Source organism: Actinocorallia lasiicapitis (assembly GCF_054778695.1).
Map to the genome: position 1 here is coordinate 1 of NZ_BAAGZI010000097.1, position 17,290 is coordinate 17,290.

The 17,290-nt window shown below is 68.5% G+C and carries 19 protein-coding genes; 9 read left to right on the forward strand and 10 right to left on the reverse strand.

Translation table 11 applies throughout. The features are described from left to right. Both ACYVE7_RS13740 and ACYVE7_RS13745 read left to right on the forward strand, forming a co-directional pair. The coding region (locus ACYVE7_RS13740) for an FUSC family protein (RefSeq protein ID WP_460365043.1) at window positions 1-412 on the forward strand (412 nt) is incomplete at its 5' end. Window positions 413-768: 356 nt separating this feature from the next. Further along, window positions 769-1,326: an NBR1-Ig-like domain-containing protein gene (locus ACYVE7_RS13745; protein WP_460365044.1), complete on the forward strand. Its 558-nt coding sequence runs from the start codon at window positions 769-771 to the stop codon at window positions 1,324-1,326. A 68-nt stretch (window positions 1,327-1,394) separates the two neighbouring features. On the opposite strand, the gene ACYVE7_RS13750 is transcribed toward ACYVE7_RS13745, so the two are convergent. Genes ACYVE7_RS13750 through ACYVE7_RS13760 form a run of 3 tightly spaced genes read right to left on the reverse strand, consistent with a single transcriptional unit; the run spans window position 1,395 to window position 4,169 of the window. Continuing rightward, on the reverse strand, window positions 1,395-2,363 hold the full coding sequence (locus ACYVE7_RS13750; protein WP_460365045.1) for a SpoIID/LytB domain-containing protein: 969 nt from the start codon (window positions 2,361-2,363) through the stop codon (window positions 1,395-1,397). Between the two features lie 34 nt (window positions 2,364-2,397). Next, complete coding sequence (locus tag ACYVE7_RS13755) at window positions 2,398-3,291, reverse strand: peptidase inhibitor family I36 protein (RefSeq protein WP_460365046.1); 894 nt, start codon at window positions 3,289-3,291, stop codon at window positions 2,398-2,400. A gap of 44 nt (window positions 3,292-3,335) precedes the next feature. Beyond that, the gene (locus tag ACYVE7_RS13760) at window positions 3,336-4,169 is read right to left on the reverse strand and encodes a peptidoglycan-binding domain-containing protein (protein ID WP_460365047.1); all 834 of its coding nucleotides are present in this window, start codon (window positions 4,167-4,169) and stop codon (window positions 3,336-3,338) included. An 86-nt stretch (window positions 4,170-4,255) separates the two neighbouring features. Between ACYVE7_RS13760 and ACYVE7_RS13765 the strand changes: the two genes are divergently transcribed. Continuing rightward, on the forward strand, window positions 4,256-4,708 hold the full coding sequence (locus tag ACYVE7_RS13765) for a hypothetical protein (RefSeq protein ID WP_460365048.1): 453 nt from the start codon (window positions 4,256-4,258) through the stop codon (window positions 4,706-4,708). Here ACYVE7_RS13765 and ACYVE7_RS13770 read toward each other — a convergent pair. Further along, on the reverse strand, window positions 4,653-5,654 hold the full coding sequence (locus tag ACYVE7_RS13770) for a helix-turn-helix transcriptional regulator (protein WP_460365049.1): 1,002 nt from the start codon (window positions 5,652-5,654) through the stop codon (window positions 4,653-4,655). The genes ACYVE7_RS13765 and ACYVE7_RS13770 overlap by 56 nt on opposite strands. Window positions 5,655-5,716: 62 nt before the next feature. Here ACYVE7_RS13770 and ACYVE7_RS13775 point away from each other — a divergent pair, with 62 nt between their 5' ends. Then, window positions 5,717-6,853 carry an epoxide hydrolase family protein gene (locus tag ACYVE7_RS13775; protein ID WP_460365050.1) on the forward strand — a complete coding sequence of 379 codons (1,137 nt, stop codon included), beginning with the start codon at window positions 5,717-5,719 and terminating at the stop codon, window positions 6,851-6,853. 24 nt (window positions 6,854-6,877) lie between these two features. On the opposite strand, the gene ACYVE7_RS13780 is transcribed toward ACYVE7_RS13775, so the two are convergent. Then, complete coding sequence (locus tag ACYVE7_RS13780; protein ID WP_460365051.1) at window positions 6,878-7,003, reverse strand: hypothetical protein; 126 nt, start codon at window positions 7,001-7,003, stop codon at window positions 6,878-6,880. Between the two features lie 389 nt (window positions 7,004-7,392). On the opposite strand from ACYVE7_RS13780, the gene ACYVE7_RS13785 reads away from it, so the two are divergent. Continuing rightward, window positions 7,393-7,728, forward strand: coding sequence for a hypothetical protein (locus ACYVE7_RS13785; RefSeq protein WP_460365052.1), 336 nt, complete (start codon window positions 7,393-7,395; stop codon window positions 7,726-7,728). Beyond that, entirely contained in the window at window positions 7,725-9,896 is a 2,172-nt protein-coding gene (locus tag ACYVE7_RS13790; protein WP_460365053.1) for an ATP-binding protein, read from the forward strand. Before ACYVE7_RS13785 ends, ACYVE7_RS13790 begins: the two co-directional genes overlap by 4 nt. 21 nt (window positions 9,897-9,917) lie before the next feature. Here ACYVE7_RS13790 and ACYVE7_RS13795 read toward each other — a convergent pair whose 3' ends face one another. Together ACYVE7_RS13795 and ACYVE7_RS13800 are read right to left on the reverse strand one after the other, a co-directional pair. Next, a complete protein-coding gene (locus tag ACYVE7_RS13795; RefSeq protein ID WP_460365054.1) occupies window positions 9,918-10,964 on the reverse strand; it encodes a glycosyltransferase in 1,047 nt (348 codons plus the stop codon). A gap of 119 nt (window positions 10,965-11,083) precedes the next feature. After that, window positions 11,084-11,719, reverse strand: coding sequence for a histidine phosphatase family protein (locus ACYVE7_RS13800; RefSeq protein WP_460365055.1), 636 nt, complete (start codon window positions 11,717-11,719; stop codon window positions 11,084-11,086). 428 nt (window positions 11,720-12,147) lie between these two features. Between ACYVE7_RS13800 and ACYVE7_RS13805 the strand changes: the two genes are divergently transcribed. Beyond that, entirely contained in the window at window positions 12,148-13,308 is a 1,161-nt protein-coding gene (locus ACYVE7_RS13805; RefSeq protein WP_460365056.1) for a hypothetical protein, read from the forward strand. A gap of 30 nt (window positions 13,309-13,338) precedes the next feature. Here ACYVE7_RS13805 and ACYVE7_RS13810 read toward each other — a convergent pair whose 3' ends face one another. Next, window positions 13,339-14,589 carry a sensor histidine kinase gene (locus ACYVE7_RS13810; protein WP_460365057.1) on the reverse strand — a complete coding sequence of 417 codons (1,251 nt, stop codon included), beginning with the start codon at window positions 14,587-14,589 and terminating at the stop codon, window positions 13,339-13,341. A 2-nt stretch (window positions 14,590-14,591) separates the two neighbouring features. After that, the gene (locus ACYVE7_RS13815; RefSeq protein WP_460365058.1) at window positions 14,592-15,260 is read right to left on the reverse strand and encodes a response regulator transcription factor; all 669 of its coding nucleotides are present in this window, start codon (window positions 15,258-15,260) and stop codon (window positions 14,592-14,594) included. Window positions 15,261-15,382: 122 nt separating this feature from the next. Here ACYVE7_RS13815 and ACYVE7_RS13820 point away from each other — a divergent pair, with 122 nt between their 5' ends. After that, a complete protein-coding gene (locus ACYVE7_RS13820; RefSeq protein WP_460365059.1) occupies window positions 15,383-15,763 on the forward strand; it encodes a hypothetical protein in 381 nt (126 codons plus the stop codon). Between the two features lie 46 nt (window positions 15,764-15,809). Here ACYVE7_RS13820 and ACYVE7_RS13825 read toward each other — a convergent pair whose 3' ends face one another. Continuing rightward, window positions 15,810-16,943 carry an RICIN domain-containing protein gene (locus ACYVE7_RS13825; RefSeq protein WP_460365060.1) on the reverse strand — a complete coding sequence of 378 codons (1,134 nt, stop codon included), beginning with the start codon at window positions 16,941-16,943 and terminating at the stop codon, window positions 15,810-15,812. Window positions 16,944-17,080: 137 nt separating this feature from the next. Between ACYVE7_RS13825 and ACYVE7_RS13830 the strand changes: the two genes are divergently transcribed. Beyond that, on the forward strand, window positions 17,081-17,290 hold a 210-nt coding region (locus tag ACYVE7_RS13830; protein WP_460365061.1), incomplete at its 3' end, for an AfsR/SARP family transcriptional regulator.

The following is a 17,290-nucleotide window of genomic DNA, read 5'->3' on the forward strand; positions in this document are numbered from 1 at the left end:
CGGCCTGGCCCTCGGGCTTGATCACGCGAACTGGGCGATCGCGGCGGCGGCCGTCCCGCTGGCGGCGGCGGACGTGTCGAGCCGGGTGCACCGCGGCCTCCACCGGCTGGCGGGGACCTTCGTCGGGCTCGGTGTCACCGCGCTGCTGCTGCTCCCGCACCCGTCGCCGGCCGTGCTCGCCGTCTGCGTGATCGCCCTGCTGTTCCCCACCGAGCTGTTCATGGCCCGCAACTACGCGCTGGCGCTGGGGTTCTTCACCCCGCTGATCATGCTGATGACGGATCTGGCGGCGCCCTCCGATCCGGTGTCGCTGCTGTTCTCGCGGGGGATCGACACGCTGGTCGGGGTCGCCGTCGGGGTGGCGGTGGCCCTGGCCGTCCGGGGCTCCGGGCGGGAGCGGGCGCCGATTTGAGGGAACGCGGCGGGTGCTGTTAGCTTCGCCCGGTGGACGACAGAGGTGCACGGGCGGGGACGATCGAGGACTTCGCGGCGGCTCTGCGGGAACTCCGGGACTCCGTGGGGAACCCACCTTTCCGTGAAATGTCCGGACGTTCTGGTGCGATCTCCCATACGACCCTGCACGAAGCCACCAAGGGCAATCGGCTCCCCAGCTGGGAGACGACCGTTGAATTCGTCAAAGCGTGCGGCGCGGACCCTTCCGGCTACCGAGAACGCTGGGAAAGCGCCAATCTCACCGTCAGATCGTCTGTCCCGGCGGAGGCTCCCCTCCCCGTCGAGATCCCGTCGCCCTCCCCGGAAGCGTCTCCCGTGGCGCCGAAGCGTTTCCGGCTGACCCGCCCGGTGGTCGTCGGCCTGGTCACGGCCGCCGTGGGGGTCGGCGCGGTGGCCGTCATCCTGGTCTCCCTGGATTCCGGCGCCGACGACTGGCCGACCCCGCCGCCCGTCGCCCAGTCCCCGGCCGTCTGCCCGATCGTCTCGCCGAACCCGGCGGCCGCCCCGCCACTGCACAGGGGCGACGCCGCGAACTTCCTCGGCGATGTGACGCTCACCGACTGCACCCGCGTCCCCGTGAACACGACGGTCCCGAAGACCTGGCGTCTGATGAACACCGGCACGGTCCCCTGGAAGGGCTACCACCTCCGCCGCATCGACTCCACCGACACCGCCGACCAGTGCCGGACCCCCACCCACGTCCCCATCAAGGACACCCGCCCAGGCGCCACGGTCGACATCACCACGGACATCACCACCCCACCCACCCCGTCCTTCTGCTACGTCCGCTTCAAAGTCATCGACGCCGCCGGCCGCTTCGCCTTCCCCGCCAGCCGCCCCCTCAACTTCCAACTCCTCATAATCCCCAACTGACCCCCCGAAAAGCTGATTCCCCGGCGCATTGGGGTGCGGCGGGGAATCAGGGGTGGGTCAGGGTGGGGTCAGTTGAGGGTGATGCCCTTGTAGTAGAACTTGAGGATGCGGGTGTGGCTCCAGCCGGCCTTGGCTTTCTGCTGGGAGCCGTTCTGGGACATCCAGAGGCCGTTGACCCAGTTGCCGCATTCCGTGGTGGTCGCGCAGTACTGGGCCTTGAAGACCTTGCCGTTCTTGGAAAGGCGGGTGCCCCAGGTGGCGTCGACCGCGGCGTTGGTCGCGGCCGTCGCGGAGCCCGGCTTGTAGACCTGGCTGTTGGTGTGGTCCCAGACGTCGAAGCAGCGCCCGTCCTTCGTGCTGTTCTTGGCGTTCAACGACCAGTACCAGCCGAAACTCTTGACGGCCACCGCGCCCGCCTTCAACGACTCCTTCGACCAGCCGGGACGCCATTCGTTCGGTAGCACGTTCTTCACGTAGGTCTTGAAATCGACCCGGACTACCCGGTCGAGGGACTTGCGGTAAACGAGGATCGTCTTCGGCAGCCTCGTCTGGGTGCCGTCGGACTTGCAGCTCCCCGTCGCCGGAGGCTCAGCAGAACCCGAAAGGAACTTGTGCGACGCGTTCTGGTTCTTCAACGCGGCGTTCAGATTGCCTTTCGCGCCCGCCTTGAAATCCTGGTACTTGCCGCCGAAACCGGTGTTGAAGTACACGCGGACCGTTTTCCGGCTGCGGTTCCAGACCGAAGCGGCCTCGTTCTTGATGCATTTGCCCTTACCGGCGCCCGGACCCTTGAAGTCGTAGCACGCGGGCTGCTTGGCCGCGTAGTCGGCGACCGAGCCGGTGAAGTCGGAGACCGACCCCTTGGCATTGCTGTTGAAGTAGTAGCAGAACTCACCGGACTCGCAGACGCCGTTGCGTCCGGCGGCCTGCGCGGGAGCGGCGGTGGCGGCGAGCACCGTCCCGCCGACCAGCAGGGCGGCCGCCGCGGCGGTCAGCCGCGAGAGCAGCCGCACCGCGGGCTTGGTTCGGATGGACACGGTCATGATCCTTCGTCAGGGGTGCGGGGGAGCGTCAGCGGACGTTGTAGCCCTGGGAGACCCAGAACGGGTTGGGGTTCGGGTTCTCCAGACGGGAGTCGCCGACGCTGCGCGCCGCGAGCTTCTGCTTGCCGATCCGCATCTCGACGTGGGTGTGCGCGCTGGCCTTGGACGACACGCCGCGCCACGACTCGGTCGCGATGATCTGGCCGCGCTTGATCTGCTGGCCGACCCGGAGCGACGACTTCGGCGCCGAGTGCAGGTAGATGACGGTCTTGTTGACCGACGCGTTGTAGATCGCGATCGTGGACAGGTTCGCCCGGCCCGTCGCACCGAACCTGACGTTGATCACGACGCCGCTGGTCAGCGCGTGGACGTTGGCGCCGACACCGCGCGCGATGTCGATGCCCTCGTGGCGGCCCGCGGTGTTGGTGTACCGGTCGAAACCGCAGGTGATCCGGCCGGCCGCCGAGTACAGCGCGTACGACATGTTCTTGCGGGCGACGTTCGACGGGCCGAACTGGTGCGAGGCGTTCTGGTTCTTCAGCGCGGCGCTCAGGTTGCCCTTCGCCCCGGCCTTGAAGTCCTGGTACTTCCCGGCGTGCCCGGTGTTGAAGTAGACGCGGACCGTCTTGGTGCTGCGGTTCCAGACCGAGGCGGCCTCGTTCTTGATGCACTTGCCCTTGCCGGCGCCCGGGCCCTTGAAGTCGTAGCAGGCCGGCTGCTTGGTGCCGTAGTCGGCGACCGAACCGGAGAAGTCCGACAGCGAACCCTTCAGGTTGCTGTTGAAGTAGTAGCAGAACTCACCGGTCTCGCAGACGCCGTTGCGGGTCGCGGCCTGGGCGGGCGACGCGGTCGCGAGCACGATTCCGCTGACGGCCATCGCCGCGGTCGCCGTGGTGAGCACCTTGTTGATCGTTCGCATCATGGTCTCCTTCTTGCTGGTTGGGGAGTTGCTTCAAAGGGGCGGAGTCAGCGGCGCTGATACTCCTCCCAGGTGCGGATCGGCACTTTCGGGCCGTCGTCCTTGCCGCGTCCGGACAGCCCGTCGCGGCCTAGGTAGTAGTCGCCGGCCTGGTGCTGGGCCTGCGTGGAGAGCGTGGTGTCGCTGATCGCGACGGCGTGGACGTGCCACGGCCAGTCGCCCTGCGCGGGGCTGCGCAGCCAGGCCGCGAAACCGACCTTGCGCAGCGCGCGGACGATCGAGGTGCGGGTCGCGGCGCTCATCCCGCGCGCCGAGAGGTCGACGACGCCGCCGCCGTCATGGGTGCCGGCGGACGTCGGGTCGCCGCCCGGGTTGTACGAACCCTGGTCGATCTTGAAGCCGCGTCCGGCGAGCCGCTTGGCCTCGGCGAGCATCGCCTTGGTGCGGGTGTTGAGGACGACACCGCCGGACGTCACCCGCGGGCCGGGACCGATGATCTTGGTCACCTTGAACCGTCCGGCGCCCAGCCTGGTGAGGGACGCCCGGCCCGGCAGCCCGTTCGCGTCGAGCCCCTTGAACCCGAGCGACCGCTGGTACTTCGCGAACGCCGTGATCGTGGTGGTCCCGAAGTAGCCGTCGACCCATCGCGCGTCGAGCAGTTTCCGGTCCCGCAGGGCCCGCTCGACGAGCAGGACACTGGCCTTCGCACCGGGCGTCAGCGTGGAGTCCTTGCGGCGCGGGTCGATCTGCGCGGCCTTGACGGTCGCCTCCATGTTCACGCTCGGAAGCGCCTTCCCGCTCGCCGCCGCCCCGCTCACCCCGGTGACGGAGGCGAGCAGAACCCCTCCCACGAGCGCACTGACCCAAGCCGCCGACTTCATGATCTCTCCCGGTCTCGAGCACCGGAACCGTTCCCCCGGCGACGACTCCACCGTCCCGAACCCGTCCACCCGTCCACAACAAGATCTTGTTGTCAGCCTGTCCGACCAGCCAATCTGACATCCACAAGATCACCCTGACAGACAAGCAGCAGGACGCCGACGCCGCGAACGCGATCGAACGGATCCGGGAGTCCGAGATCACGGTCTCGGACTTCGACGGCGCGAAGCGGCTGCTCGAGGCAGCGGGCTTCACCGTGCGGAACTACCGCGAGGAGTGGCGGCTCGACCGCGTCGTCTTCGATCTCAACACCTGGCCCGACTTCCCGGCCTTCCTGGAGATCGAAGGCCTCGACGAACCGGCTGTCCGCGCCGCCGCCGATCTCCTCTCCCTCGACCTTCGGCAGCGTCGACGAGCGCTACCTCCACCACCTGTCCCGCGACATCCGCTCCGAACCGACCCTCCTGTTCCGCTGATCCGCGCGGTCAGGCCGGGGGGAGGGCGCGGAGGTAGCGGGTGGCGAGGGTGCGGAGGTGGGTGAGGAGGGCGGGGGGTTCGGTGACGGTGAAGTCGAGGCCGAGCATTCCGATGTAGACGGCGATGGTCTCGAGGCTGTCGGCGCCCGTGACGAGGACGCAGGTGGTGTCGTCGACGGGTTCGACGACGCCGACGGCCGCGTTGATCCTGGCCAGGACCTCTGACGCGGGGGCGTGGACCGTGATCCGGGCGTGGACCTTCCAGCCCGTCGCGGCGACGTCGCGGAGCACGAACGCCGTGTAGTCGCCGTCCGGCAGCGGGACGGGCGGGAACACGCGTCCCGTCGGGCCGAGCGGGGACGTCCAGTCGGCGCGATAAGCGGCCCAGGTGGAAGTCTGCGGATCGCGGCCGACGAAATACCAGCGGCGGCGCCAGTTGACGAGCCGGTACGGCTCGACGAGCTTCCGGCCGGACGGCGCCGACGGCGTCTGGATCTCGTCGGGGTGCGTGTCGGGGACGGCGTAGTCGAAACGCAGCCAGTGCCGGTCGCGGATCGCGGCGGCGATCGCGGTGAGCGTCACCGTCTCGACCTCGGGGTCCGCGACGTTCGTGTCGAGGTTCTCCGGCGCCTTCGAAGTGGACTCATGGAGTGCGACGATCTGGCGCTGGAGCCGGTGCGGCAGGAGCTGCTCCAGTTTGGCGAGGGCGCGGGCGCTGGACTCGTCGATGCCGCTGATACCCGTCCCGGCGCGCAGCCCGATCGCGACGGCGACGGCCTCCTCGTCGTCCAGGAGCAGCGGCGGCAGTTTCGCGCCGGGGCCGAGCCGGTACGCGCCGGTCGGCCCGCGGCCCGCCTCGACGGGGTAGCCGAGTTCGCGGAGCCGCTCGATGTCGTTGCGGATCGTCCGGGTGCTGACGCCGAGCCGTTCGGCCAGCTCACGTCCCGGCCAGTCGGGCCTCGACTGCAGGAGCGACAGGAGTGCGAGCAACCGCGAAGACGTCTCGAACATGATCGAATTATGTCGGGAATAGCGGAAAGAAGTCTGCCTATATGGCTTCTACCTTGGGTTTCATGACGAACAACGAGATCCGCCCGTTCCGTGTCGAGATCACCGAAGCCGAGCTCGACGACCTGCGGCGCCGCCTCGCCCGCACCCGGCTGCCCCGCCCGTCGGCCGCCGACGACTGGTCGCTCGGCACCCCGAACGGCTATCTGCGCGAGACCGTCGAGTACTGGCGCGAGACGTTCGACTGGCGGGCGCAGGAGGCGCGGATGAACGAGTTCCCGCACTACCTGACCGAGATCGACGGCCAGACCGTCCACTTCGTCCACGTTCCGTCCGCCGAGCGGGACGCGACCCCGCTGCTCCTCCTGCACACCTACCCGGGCTCGTTCGCCGACTTCCTTGACATGATCGGCCCGCTGACCGATCCGGTCGCGCACGGCGGCCGCGCCGAGGACGCGTTCTCGGTCGTCGTCCCGTCGATCCCCGGTTTCGGGTTCAGCACCCCGCTGGAGGGCGACGGCTGGACGCAGGCGAGAGTCGCCCGCACCGTCGACGCCCTGATGCGCCGCCTCGGCTACGACTCCTACGGCGCCCATGGCAGCGACATGGGCGCGATGGTCGCGCGGGAGCTCGGCCTGTGGAACCCGGACGGCTTCCTGGGCCTGCACGTCCTGCAGCTCTTCTCGTTCCCGTCGGGCGACCCGTCGGAGTTCGACGGTTTCGGCCCGAAGGAGTTCGCGGCGTTGCAGCACATGCAGTGGTTCCAGTCGGTGGGCGGCTACAACACGATGAACGCGTCCCGCCCGCAGACGATCGCCGCCGCGATCGCCGACTCGCCGGTCGGGCAGCTCGCCTACAGCGAGCTGTTCAACGCGTTCGGCAACGGCACCAGCCTCGTCACCCGCGACCAGATCCTCACCCAGGTGTCCCTCTACTGGTTCACCAACACGCAGGCGACGGCGGCCCGCTACTACTACGAGCAGGCGCGCGTCGAGCAGAAGTCTGAGCTCAACACGGCTCCGACGGGTGTCGCGGTGTTCGCTTCCGACTTCCAGACCATCCGCGCGTTCGCCGACCGCGACAACACCCGGATCGTCCACTGGTCGGAGTTCCCCGACGCCGGCCACTTCGCCGCCCTCGAAGCCCCCACCACGGTTGCCACCGACGTCCGCGCCTTCTTCTCCGCCCTCCCCACCCCCTGACAGCACCCGCCCGGCGGGCCCCGCTCAGTAAAAGTCGATCACTTCCCGCACCCCCGCCGGCCCCGCCCCCTGCTCATCCGCCACCGCGGACCCACTCAACCCCCCACCGAACACAACCGCCACCACCACCACGAACACGGCCTTGCGCATGACCCACCCCTCCCACACCGAAACCTTCACAACACCCTCTGCCCACCCACCGCCCCTTCCAGTCCTCCACCCCACCCTCATCTCACCTCCAGGACGGCCGGGATCCATGACTCCCCCACCCTCACACCCCCCACTGACAATTTCCGTCTCCTCCCCACCACCCCGACTCCGATACGCAGCAGCGGGCCTTGAAGGCCGCCGGGCCGTCGTACCAACTCGTGCACGCCAACTCGTGCAGGTCGCGAGGAGTTCGTGGGCGCGAACCTCCCGCCGCCACCTAGGTCAAACCCCCTCAACCCTCAGCACCCGCGGGAATCGGCTATCCGGAAATCCGTCAACGGTCGAACGGGCACTGGAAGAACTCGCGGTCGCCCCAGCATGATGAGGGGATGTCGGCCAGATTCATGAAATGGTGCGGAGCGTCCATCTTTCTGGTTTCAGTCATCGGCCTCATCCTCTACTTTTCTTCCGTAGGGCTCGACAAAGCGGACAAAATCGCGAGCACGGTGGGACTTGTCGTCGCGCTGATCTCGCTGGCCGTCACCGTGTACGGAATGATCTCTGATTCGGTTTCCGGTGGAACGGCCGAGCCGGAATCGAGCGTTCGAAATGAGATCGGCAGCGGTGTGACAATCCACGGCATGGTCGTCCAAGGCCATGACATCGGTCGAATCGATCTCGCAGGACCACGGCCCCCTTCGGAAGGGGAACGGTCGGAGCCGTGACGGGAGAATCTTCGGCGGACGCCGTCAATCAGATGACCGACGTCACCGTGCACGGCAACGTCGTCCAAGCCCACACGATCGCCGAACTCCGTGTCGAGGTGCCGCGGCTCCAGGTCGTGCCTCGGCAGATGCCCGGGCAGACCGCCCGGTTCGTCGGCAGGGAGAAGGAGCTTCGCTGGCTGGCCGTCCCCGGGAAGGAGGGAACGGCTCCGATCCATGTGATCTCTGGGACCGCGGGTGTGGGTAAGACGGCTCTGGCGCTGCGCTGGGCACACGAGGTGCATGACCGGTTCGCTGACGGCGATCTCTACGCCGACCTCCGCGGATTCGATCCGAACGGGTCCGCGGCTGACCCCGCCGAAGTCCTCGGCGGGTTTCTGCGTGCTCTCGGAACGGCGGAGGAGCTCGTCCCGCACGATATCGAGGGGCGCGGCGCTCTGTTCCGAAGCCTGGTCCGCCCGCGTGACCTCCTCGTCGTCCTCGACAACGCCCGGGATGCCGCGCAGGTGCGTCCGCTCCTGCCGGGCGGCGCGACGGGGGCGGTGGTGGTGACCAGCAGGAGTCGGCTGGACGGACTCGTCGCCAGGGAGGGCGCGCGGCGCCTTGATCTGGGAATGCTCACCGAGCCGGAGTCCCTGGAGCTGCTGCGGGAGACATGGGGCGTCGAACGCGTAGCCCGCGAGCCGAGGGCGGCGAGCGAACTGGTGCGGCTCTGCGCACGGCTGCCGCTGGCCCTCCGCATCGTCGCGGCGCGCGGCCTCGCGCAGCCTGGAGCATCTCTGGCCGAGCTCGCGCACCGGCTGGAGATCCGCGGCTTGGACTACCTCAGCACGGACGACGACGACGGGGCGAGCGCTGTGCGCGCCGTCTGTTCGTGGTCCTACCGGGTGCTGCCCGCGACGCAGGCCCGGCTGTTCCGGCTGTTGGGCCTCTCCGGCGGAACCGATGTGCCCACACCGGTGGCCGTCGCCTTGACGGGTTCACGGCCCGAGATCGTGGAGCCCCTGCTGGACCGGCTCGCGGCGGCCTGCCTGATCGAGGAGCACCTGCCCGTGGGGGCGGCGTACGATCCGGAAAGTCCCCGCAGGTGGCGAATGCACGACCTGCTCCGCGAGTACTCCGTGGAGTGCTGCATGAATGATGAGCCTGAGCAGGAACGTCGCGCGGCGGAACGACGGATGCTCGACTGGTATCTGGACCATGCGCGGGCACTCGACCGTGCCCTCTGGTCGCCCAATCTGGCCGAGGAGCAGGAGGCGGATGCCGCGCCGGGCGCACCGGAGCAGACGCGCATGGTCTTCGCCGATCTGCCGGCCGCGCTCGCGTGGTATGACCGGGAGCGGCCCGCCTTCCTCGACGCGCTGCGGACGGCGTCGCGCGAAGGACATCTGGAACACGCGTGGAAGATCCCGGTGGCCCTCTACGTCGCCTATTTCCGCCGACGGCACCTCACCGACCTGGTCGAGACGCATCTCATCGCGTTGGACGCGGCCGTCAGGTGCGGCGACCGTGCGGCCGAGGCCAAGGTGCGGTACGGCCTGGGCGACGCCTACGGCGGTCTTGACCGGTATGCCGATGCCATCGCCAGCCACGAGGCCGCGCTGGTCCTCTTCGAAGAGCTGGGCGATCGTCACGCTGAGGCCCGAGTGCTGCACGGGCTCGCCCACGTGCACTTCACGGTCGGCGCCCATCAGCGGGCTCTCGACCTGTTCCTCAGATCACTCGACCGGTTCGTTGAGAGCGAGGACGCGCACGGCATCGGTCACACACTCAACGGACTCGGCAATGTGCTGACCGGAATGGGACGCCATGCCGATGCCCTGGGCTACTACGAGCGGGCACGGGAGCGGTTTCGCGACAGCGGAGACCGGCACGGAGAGGGACACACCCTGTTCCGGCTCGGCACGTGCCGGCTAGGCCTGCACACCCCTGAGACCGCGATCGAGCACTTCGGGGAAGCGCTGCGGCGCTTCAGCGAGGACGGCGACCACTGCATGACGGGAAATGCCCTGGCCGGGCTGGGCGACGCGCATCTGGCGCTGGAGGACACGCGCCAAGCGATCTCCTGTTACGAGCAGGCACTGCACTTCTTCCGGGTCGCCGAGGACAGCGCGGGCGCCGAGAACATGGAGCGGCGGATCACCGAAGTGGGACGGCGTACCGGTTGACGCCCGTGCCTTCCTCGGCCGTCAACCGGTCGGATCCAGCGCGGTGCGGAGCCGGGCTATGGTGTCGCGCTGCTGGAATCTCCCGGACTGCCGTAGCGCCTCTCGGTTGAGGCTCCGCTGCGTGGACGGCGCCGACAGCACAGCGGTGAGTGCCTGCGCCAGCGACTCCACTGATGGTTCGCTCCACCGGGCCGCGGCGCCGCAGACCTCCTGCAGAGTGTCGGACCGGACCGCGACGATCGGTACCCCGAGGGTCAACGCTTCCAGCGCGGGAAGGCCGAACCCTTCACACCAGGACGGCATGACGAGGGCGGCCGACCGGCAGTAGGCGTCGATGAGCTCGTCGTCGCTGATCCAATAGTGGTAGTCGATCCACCCGCCGGCCGAGCCCCGGTCGATCGCCGCGTTGATCTGGTCGGCGTAGTCCCTGTAGTTGCCGGTGGAACGTCCGACCAGAGTCAGCTTCACCGGGATGTCGCGGCGACGCATCGACTCCACCGCCCGCAGGAGGTTCAGCTGGTTGCGGCGCGGCTCGAAATTTCCAATGTGCAGGATCTGCCAGGGCGCGTCGAAGGGGCCCTTCCAGCCGCGCCCGTGGTGGAACTTCGGGCTGGCGAACGGATAGACCGTGCCGATCTTCTCGGCGTGCTCGGGGAACAGTTCGCGCAGCCGGTGCGTGGAGGAGTCCGAGATCGACAGAACGGTGTCGGCCCGCGCGACTCCCTCGGCGTACAGCACCCGGTAGACGTCCTGGACGCCAGGTTCACTCACGGGATCCGGCATGTGCTCCCGTACGTATGCGAGCAGGAGGTCGACGTCCCGCTCGTTGTAGCGCAGCCGCCATTCATCGAGCGTGGCGAGCGGGACCCCCTCCATGAACGGGTAGGTGTCGTGCAGGAAGCGGACATGTCTGCAGGGGATCAGCGGCGACACGTAGTACTGGAGGGCCAGGAAGGAATCCACCCGCGCCGACTCGATGAGCGTGGGTAGTCCGTGGATGTCCCGTTCGGAGTACTCGGCCAGCGGATAGTCGCAGATCTCGGCGCCTCGCCCGGCCCAGGGCGCCAACTCCCCGCGATCGCCGAAGAGAACGAGATCGAATTCGGGGGCGCCATCGGTGAGCCCGTTCACGAAGTCACGGGTCAGCCGGGATACGCCATTTCCCCAGATTCGCCTGCAGTCGATTCCTACCCGCACTCCTCCCTCCAGGCGCCTTCATGACCTGCGGTTTCTCGTGAGATGTGCATGGTGCGGATCATCCCCTCTTCGATATGGCAGGCGAGATGGAGCACGACGCAGTTGCCGAGATGCCGTAGGACGGCCCGGCCGCCGGAGTTCTTGAGAAGCGCGGCGCGGATCACGCCGCCGTGTGAGACGACCAGCGGAGACGGCGCCACGGCCGCGCACCGGCTGAGCGCGGTGAGCAGGCGGGTGGCGGCTTCGTTCAGGGACTCTCCGCCGGGGAAGGCCGCTGCGGTGTCGCCGGCGTCCCAGCGGGCGAGCACGGAGTCGTGCACGTCCCAGGCTTCTGGATCGTCCCGGCCGTCCAGGTCGCCGACGTCGAGCTCACGCAGGCCCTCATCGAAGACGACCGAGGCTGTGTCCCGGGCGAGGATCCCGGCGGTCTGGGCTGCACGGAGCAGCGGCGAACTGAAGACCGTCACCTCCCCGGTGAGGAGAGGGGCGAGGGCGGCCGCCTGTTTCCGCCCCAGCGGGCTCAACGGTAGGTCGGCGGCGCGGTGGGAAAGGAGCCGTCTGGTGTTGGTGAGGCTCTCGCCGTGCCGAACGAACCGGATGACTGTTGGTGCTCCCCGATCCGGCATCCATCAAGACCAATCGATTGACAGCCGCTCGCCGACCCCGCCGTATCGGCCAACGTCAGACTAGCCACTCGGCCGTTCGACGCCTATGTCCGTGTTCGAGACCGGCGAAGAAGAATTGTTAAATCCTTCTGACCTTTCTCGCGACCGAGTTTATGACTGTTCTCACGAGATGGACGCGATGCTTCGATCGGAAATATGCCACCGACCTCCGAATCAACGGTCTGGCCGGAAGGCGGGCTCTAGGGGATCTTGACCAGGACCGGTACGCATCACCGATGCGCGGCCGGGCTGGACGGGCGGAGGCTACCGATCGCCGGAACCGCTCGATCGTCCGGAGAAGTTCTCAAACCGGTAGCGGATCTTGATGCGGTTTGGAATCGTCGTGTGCGGCGAAAGGCGGGCGAACCGTGGCTGTGGCGGAAGAACCTATGGAAGCGTTCAGCGAGTTCAACGAGAATCTGCTCTATGCGCAACGCCTTGTGGACGGCGGGCGGAGTCTCGGCCATCTGAGGGTCGGCTCGTTCGACGTTGAAGATCTCTACCGGGCGGCCTGGGTACAGGCGCTCGCCGCGCTCGATCACTGGTTGAAGCGCGAGCTCATCGACCGGGCGGTCGCGCTCGCCCTGCGTCCCGAGGCGGACCGGCCGCGTGCGTTTCTCAAGCTGGAGGTCACCATCGAGGACTTCGAGCGGATCTACCACCACGGCGGGTCTCTTGAGGAAGTCTTCCGGAAGCGGTTCGAGAGCGAATGGGGCGCCCGCTCGTTCCAGAACCCCGACAAGATCGAAGGCGCTTTCGCCTTCGTCCTTCCGCAGGGAAAGCTCTGGAACGGGGTCGCGCATGTGCTGAGCGGCGCGGAGAAGCGCGGCGTCAGGGTGGACGCACTCGTCGGCGAACTCCGGCGGATCGCCCATCGCCGCAACCAGATCGCGCACAGTTCGGACCGCGACCCTTCCAGCCCGACGGAACGCCGCGCCATGACAGCCGACGAGGCCGCGCACACCATCGCCTTCCTCGGACGCCTCGGCCACGGCATCGCCACGGCCCTCGGACCCATCCCCGTCGCCGACTTCGACACGCCGCCGGAGGACATCGGCGCACCGTCGGAGGACCGTGTCCTCGCACGTCCGGAGGGTGCGAAGCACTGGGATGAGGCCAGCGTCCTCAACGCGATCCGGATCTATTGCAAGCCCGATCTCGCCGCGGGACTCATGAAGATCTACCGGCACTCGCTCGCCCATCCGGCGTTCGTCGGCCCTCCCTATTGGGGAGACGGTGCTCACCCCTCCGCCACTCTCTGGTTTCAGCTCGGTGAGGAATGGGCGGCGGTCTGGAGCGTCTATACGGCCCCCCACCGGACCGTCCTGTCGATCAACTTCGCATGGATGCGCAACCGCGGCTTCCCCGCCGAGCGCCTTGACCGCCTGGCGGCCACCCTCAGCGTCCTTCCCGGCCTCGGCCACCTCCCCGCGACCGTCCGCTCCGTCGACTACGCCAAACGACCGTCTCTTGGTCCCGAAACCCTCACCGCGCCCGACGCACCCGAAATCATCATCACGGCGCTCGACGACCTCCTCTCCGAAGCCTGACGAATTCCCGGCACGACCACACGGTCGGGGTTAGGGGACGGGGAGGGTGGCGCGGAGGCGGGCGCCGGTGGGGGTGGGGGTGGGGTGGAGGGTGCCGGAGTGGGCGGTAGTGATGGTGCGGGCTATGGAGAGGCCCAGGCCGGCGCCGCCGGCGTCGCGGGTGCGGGCGTGGTCTAGGCGGGTGAAGCGGTCGAAGATGGTCTCCCAGTGTTCTTCGGGGATGCCGGGGCCGTCGTCGGTCACCTCCAGGATGGCGTGGCCTGGGTCGTGGCGTAGCTGGACGTCGACGTGGGAGGAGGCGTGGCGGACGGCGTTGTCGACCAGGTTGGCGACCAGGCGCCGGAGCTGGTCGGATGAGCCGAGGACCAGGACGTCAGGGGCGATGGTCAACGCGACCTTGACGTCCGGGCGGGGCCGGTTGCGGGCGGCTTCCTCCGCGACGACCTGGGAGAAGTCGACCTCCTGGGCCTGGACCGGCTCGTGGGCGTCCAGCCGGGACAGCAGCAGAAGATCGGTGGTGAGGGTCTGCAGCCGGACGACGTCGGTGAGTGCCTGCCCGGCGAGGTGCTCCTCCTCCGGCCGGGCCAGCTCCAGCCGGGTGCGCAGGACGGCCAGCGGGCTGCGCAGTTCGTGTGCGGCGTCCGCGACGAACTGCTTGTGCGCTTCGACAGCGGTCTGTAGCCGGTCGAGGGTCGTGTTGACGGTCCGGGCGAGCCGGGCGATCTCGTCGCGGGAGCGGGGTTCGGGGACCCGTTCGTGGAGGTCGCGGGTGGTGATGTCGGCGACCTTCGCGCGGATCGCGGAGACGGGCCGCAGCACGCGGCCCACGACCGTCCAGGTGAGCAGCGCGACCAGCAGGAGCAGCGCGGGAATGCCCGGGATCAGCAGTTCGCGCAGGGTGGCCATGGCGGCTTTGGCCGGGGCGAGGGACGCTCTGCCCTGGACGGTCAGCTCGCCGTGGCCATAGTTCACTGTCTGCGAGGTGACGGTGTAGTCGTCGTTGCTCGTCCAGCTTCCGTCGGCGCCGGTCCCGTTCAGGATCTGGAGGTCGCCGCCGCTGTGGGTGATCACGGTTCCGCCGTCGGGGCCGACCTCGGACTGCAGGGTGGTCGGGGCCCCGTCGAGGGAGGCGGTCGCGGTGGTGACGTTGTCGCTGGCGAGGTTCTCGGCGCTCTGCTTCAGGCTGGACTCCAGCGCCGCGAACAGCGACACCGCGGCCAGGACCAGCGCGACGGCCACCGTCACGGTCGCCACGAGGGTGGCGCGCAGCCGCATCCCCATGATCAGGCCTCCAGCCGGTATCCGGCGCCCCGGACGGTGGTGAGCGTGGTCAGCCCGAACGGTTTGTCGATCTTGCGGCGGAGGGCGCTGACGTACACCTCGACCACGTTTGAGTCGCCGTCGTAGGCGAAGTCCCAGGCGCGGGAGAGTAGTTCGCTTTTGGCGACCACCTCGCCGGCGTGCCGGGCCAGGCAGTGCAGGACCGCGAACTCCTTGGGCGTCAACGCGATCTCGACGTCGCCCCGGCTGCAGCGCAGCCCCGCCGGATCGACCCGCAGATCACCCACCGCCAGAACGGCCGGACGTTCCCGGATCCCGCGCCTGACCAGCGCCCGCAACCGGGCCAGCAGGACCACGTAGGAGAACGGTTTGGACAGGAAGTCGTCGGCACCGGTGTCGAGTGCTTCGGCCTCGTCGTGCTCGCCGTCCTTGGCCGTCAGCATCAGGATCGGGGTCCAGTTCCCGGCCTCTCGGAGCCGGGCGCAGACGCCGTAGCCGTGCAGCACGGGCAGCATGACGTCCAGGACGATCACGTCGTAGGACTGTTCGGTCGCCATCCACAGGCCGTCCGGGCCGTCGTGGGCGAGGTCGACCGCGAATCCCTCCCGTTCGAGCCCGCTCTTGATCAGTTCGGCCAGCCTGCGTTCGTCCTCGACCACGAGTATGCGCACGTCACGCAGTGTGCAGGCCCGTACCTAAAGCCAACATGAAGATCACCCTGGTGGCGTCTTCAGGCTGGCTTCATGGCCGCTCCGGCAGTGTCGGTCCTGTTCGAACCAACCGAGGAGGATGCATGAGGAAGAAGTTCATCGGGGGCACCGTCCTGCTGGCGGGGCTGAGCGTCGTCGGGCTGGTGGGGGCCGCGAACGCCGGGAACGGGTCGGAACCGACCGTTACATGCTCGACTCAGCTTCCGCAGGGACTGCCGGATCTGCCGGGGGCCGACGCGTCCAAGAACGTCGCCTCCGGCACGGGCCTCACCGCGCGGAACGAGGACGGCACGGTCGTCGAGAACGCGCCCGCCGCCCCGCCGGCGGGCGCCGTCAGCCATGAGATCGAACTCAAGGACGGTCAGGTCCTCTTCGACGGCAAGCCCGCCCCGGCCGGTTCCGGCTGCGACGCGGACGGCATCACCACCGTGACGGTCACCGAGGGCACCCCGCCGGCAAGCTAGATCCACGACCTCCGGACATGCCGGGCGGCATGTCCGGAGGCGCCGGTCACCACCAGCAGGTGTACTGCTTGATCTGGGCGTTGCCCGCGGATCCCGCGGCCGAGTCGGGGGCCAGGCACTTGTTGGTGGAGGCGTTGCGGAGGACGTAGCCGGTGGTCTTGCCGCCGTAGTTGGGCGTGACCGTCACCGGGTAGATCTTGTAGTGCTGTTCGGTGCTCGCGCAGTGCCAGTTGATGACCTTGGCGCCGTTGCTGCCGCTCCAGTTGTCGACGGCCATGCACTTGTCGGCCGTCTTGTTGTAGATCTGGTACTGGCCGCCGCTCCGGTGGAGGGTGCGCCACACCTGGCGCTGGTTGCCGCTCTCGCAGTTCCACTGGATGACGTCGTTGCCGGCGCTGTAGCTGCCGTTCCGCATGTCGATGCACATTTTGGTCTTGGAGTTGCGGAGCGCGCCGTTCTGCAGCGTCCAGATGCGGGGGTCGGCGGCGTAGGTCTTGACCGCGGGCTTGCCGCCCGCGACAGTGCCGATCCACGGGGCGGCCGGGGCGCCCGGGCAGAGGTCCTCGCGCTCGACCGAGGTCATCGGCCGGGACCTGCCGGTGAAGACCGGCGGCTCGTTCTTCACCGGGCTGAGCAGATCGGAGTTGACGGTCTCGACGGTGCCGCTGTCGTACTGGGCCCGGATGTCGACGTTGCTCCGCCACATCCAGGTCCTGGCCTCGATCCAGCCGAAGGAGTAGGCCGGGACCGTCGTGCTGTGGGTCTGGCTGTAGCTCTGCGACCAGCTCCAGGTCCAGCCGATCTTCGCGCCCATCTGGGCGTCGTAGTCCGAGCCGATCTTCCCCTTGAGGCCGAAGTCCAGGCCGATGCTGAACGACGTGCTCTTGGAGTAGCCGTTGGTGAACGACGTCGATCCCGCGCTCTCGCACTGGTAGTGCGGGTCGGTCTTCCGCTCCGGAGCGCTCAGCTCCTTCACCGGGGTGTTGGTGACCTTGAGATCGCATTCGGGGTCAGGGAACACCAGGTCCCCGTACTGCACCCAACGGGGATTCAGACAGTCCGAAACGACCTGAGCGACGCTCGCGGCGGACGCGGGGGCGGCCGTCCCGCCGAGCACGGAGGCGAACAGGGCGAGCGGGAGCAGCACGCCGAGCGTCCTGCGGCCGACTGATTTCTGCACCGGGATCCTTTCGAAACGGGGGTGTTCACCTCACCGAAGCGCCATGGGTTTGTGGCGTTCACGCCAGGAACATCCGCTGCCACGACGGTGACGTGCGGCGTCCGGCCGGAGCCGTGGACGCCTGTCGGGGAGAGGATGTGGTCCGGGACTTGACGGCCGCTGTACGGAATCTGGACGGCTGGAACCTCGCGGTGCTCGGCCCCGTCCGGGCCTGGCGGGACGGCCAGGAACTGCCGCTGGGTCCGCCGCAGCAGCGGCTGTTCCTGGCGGCGCTGGCGCTGCGTCCCGGCGGCCGGGTCGGGGCCGGTGAGCTCGCCGACCGGCTCTGGGACGCAGCCCCTCCGGCG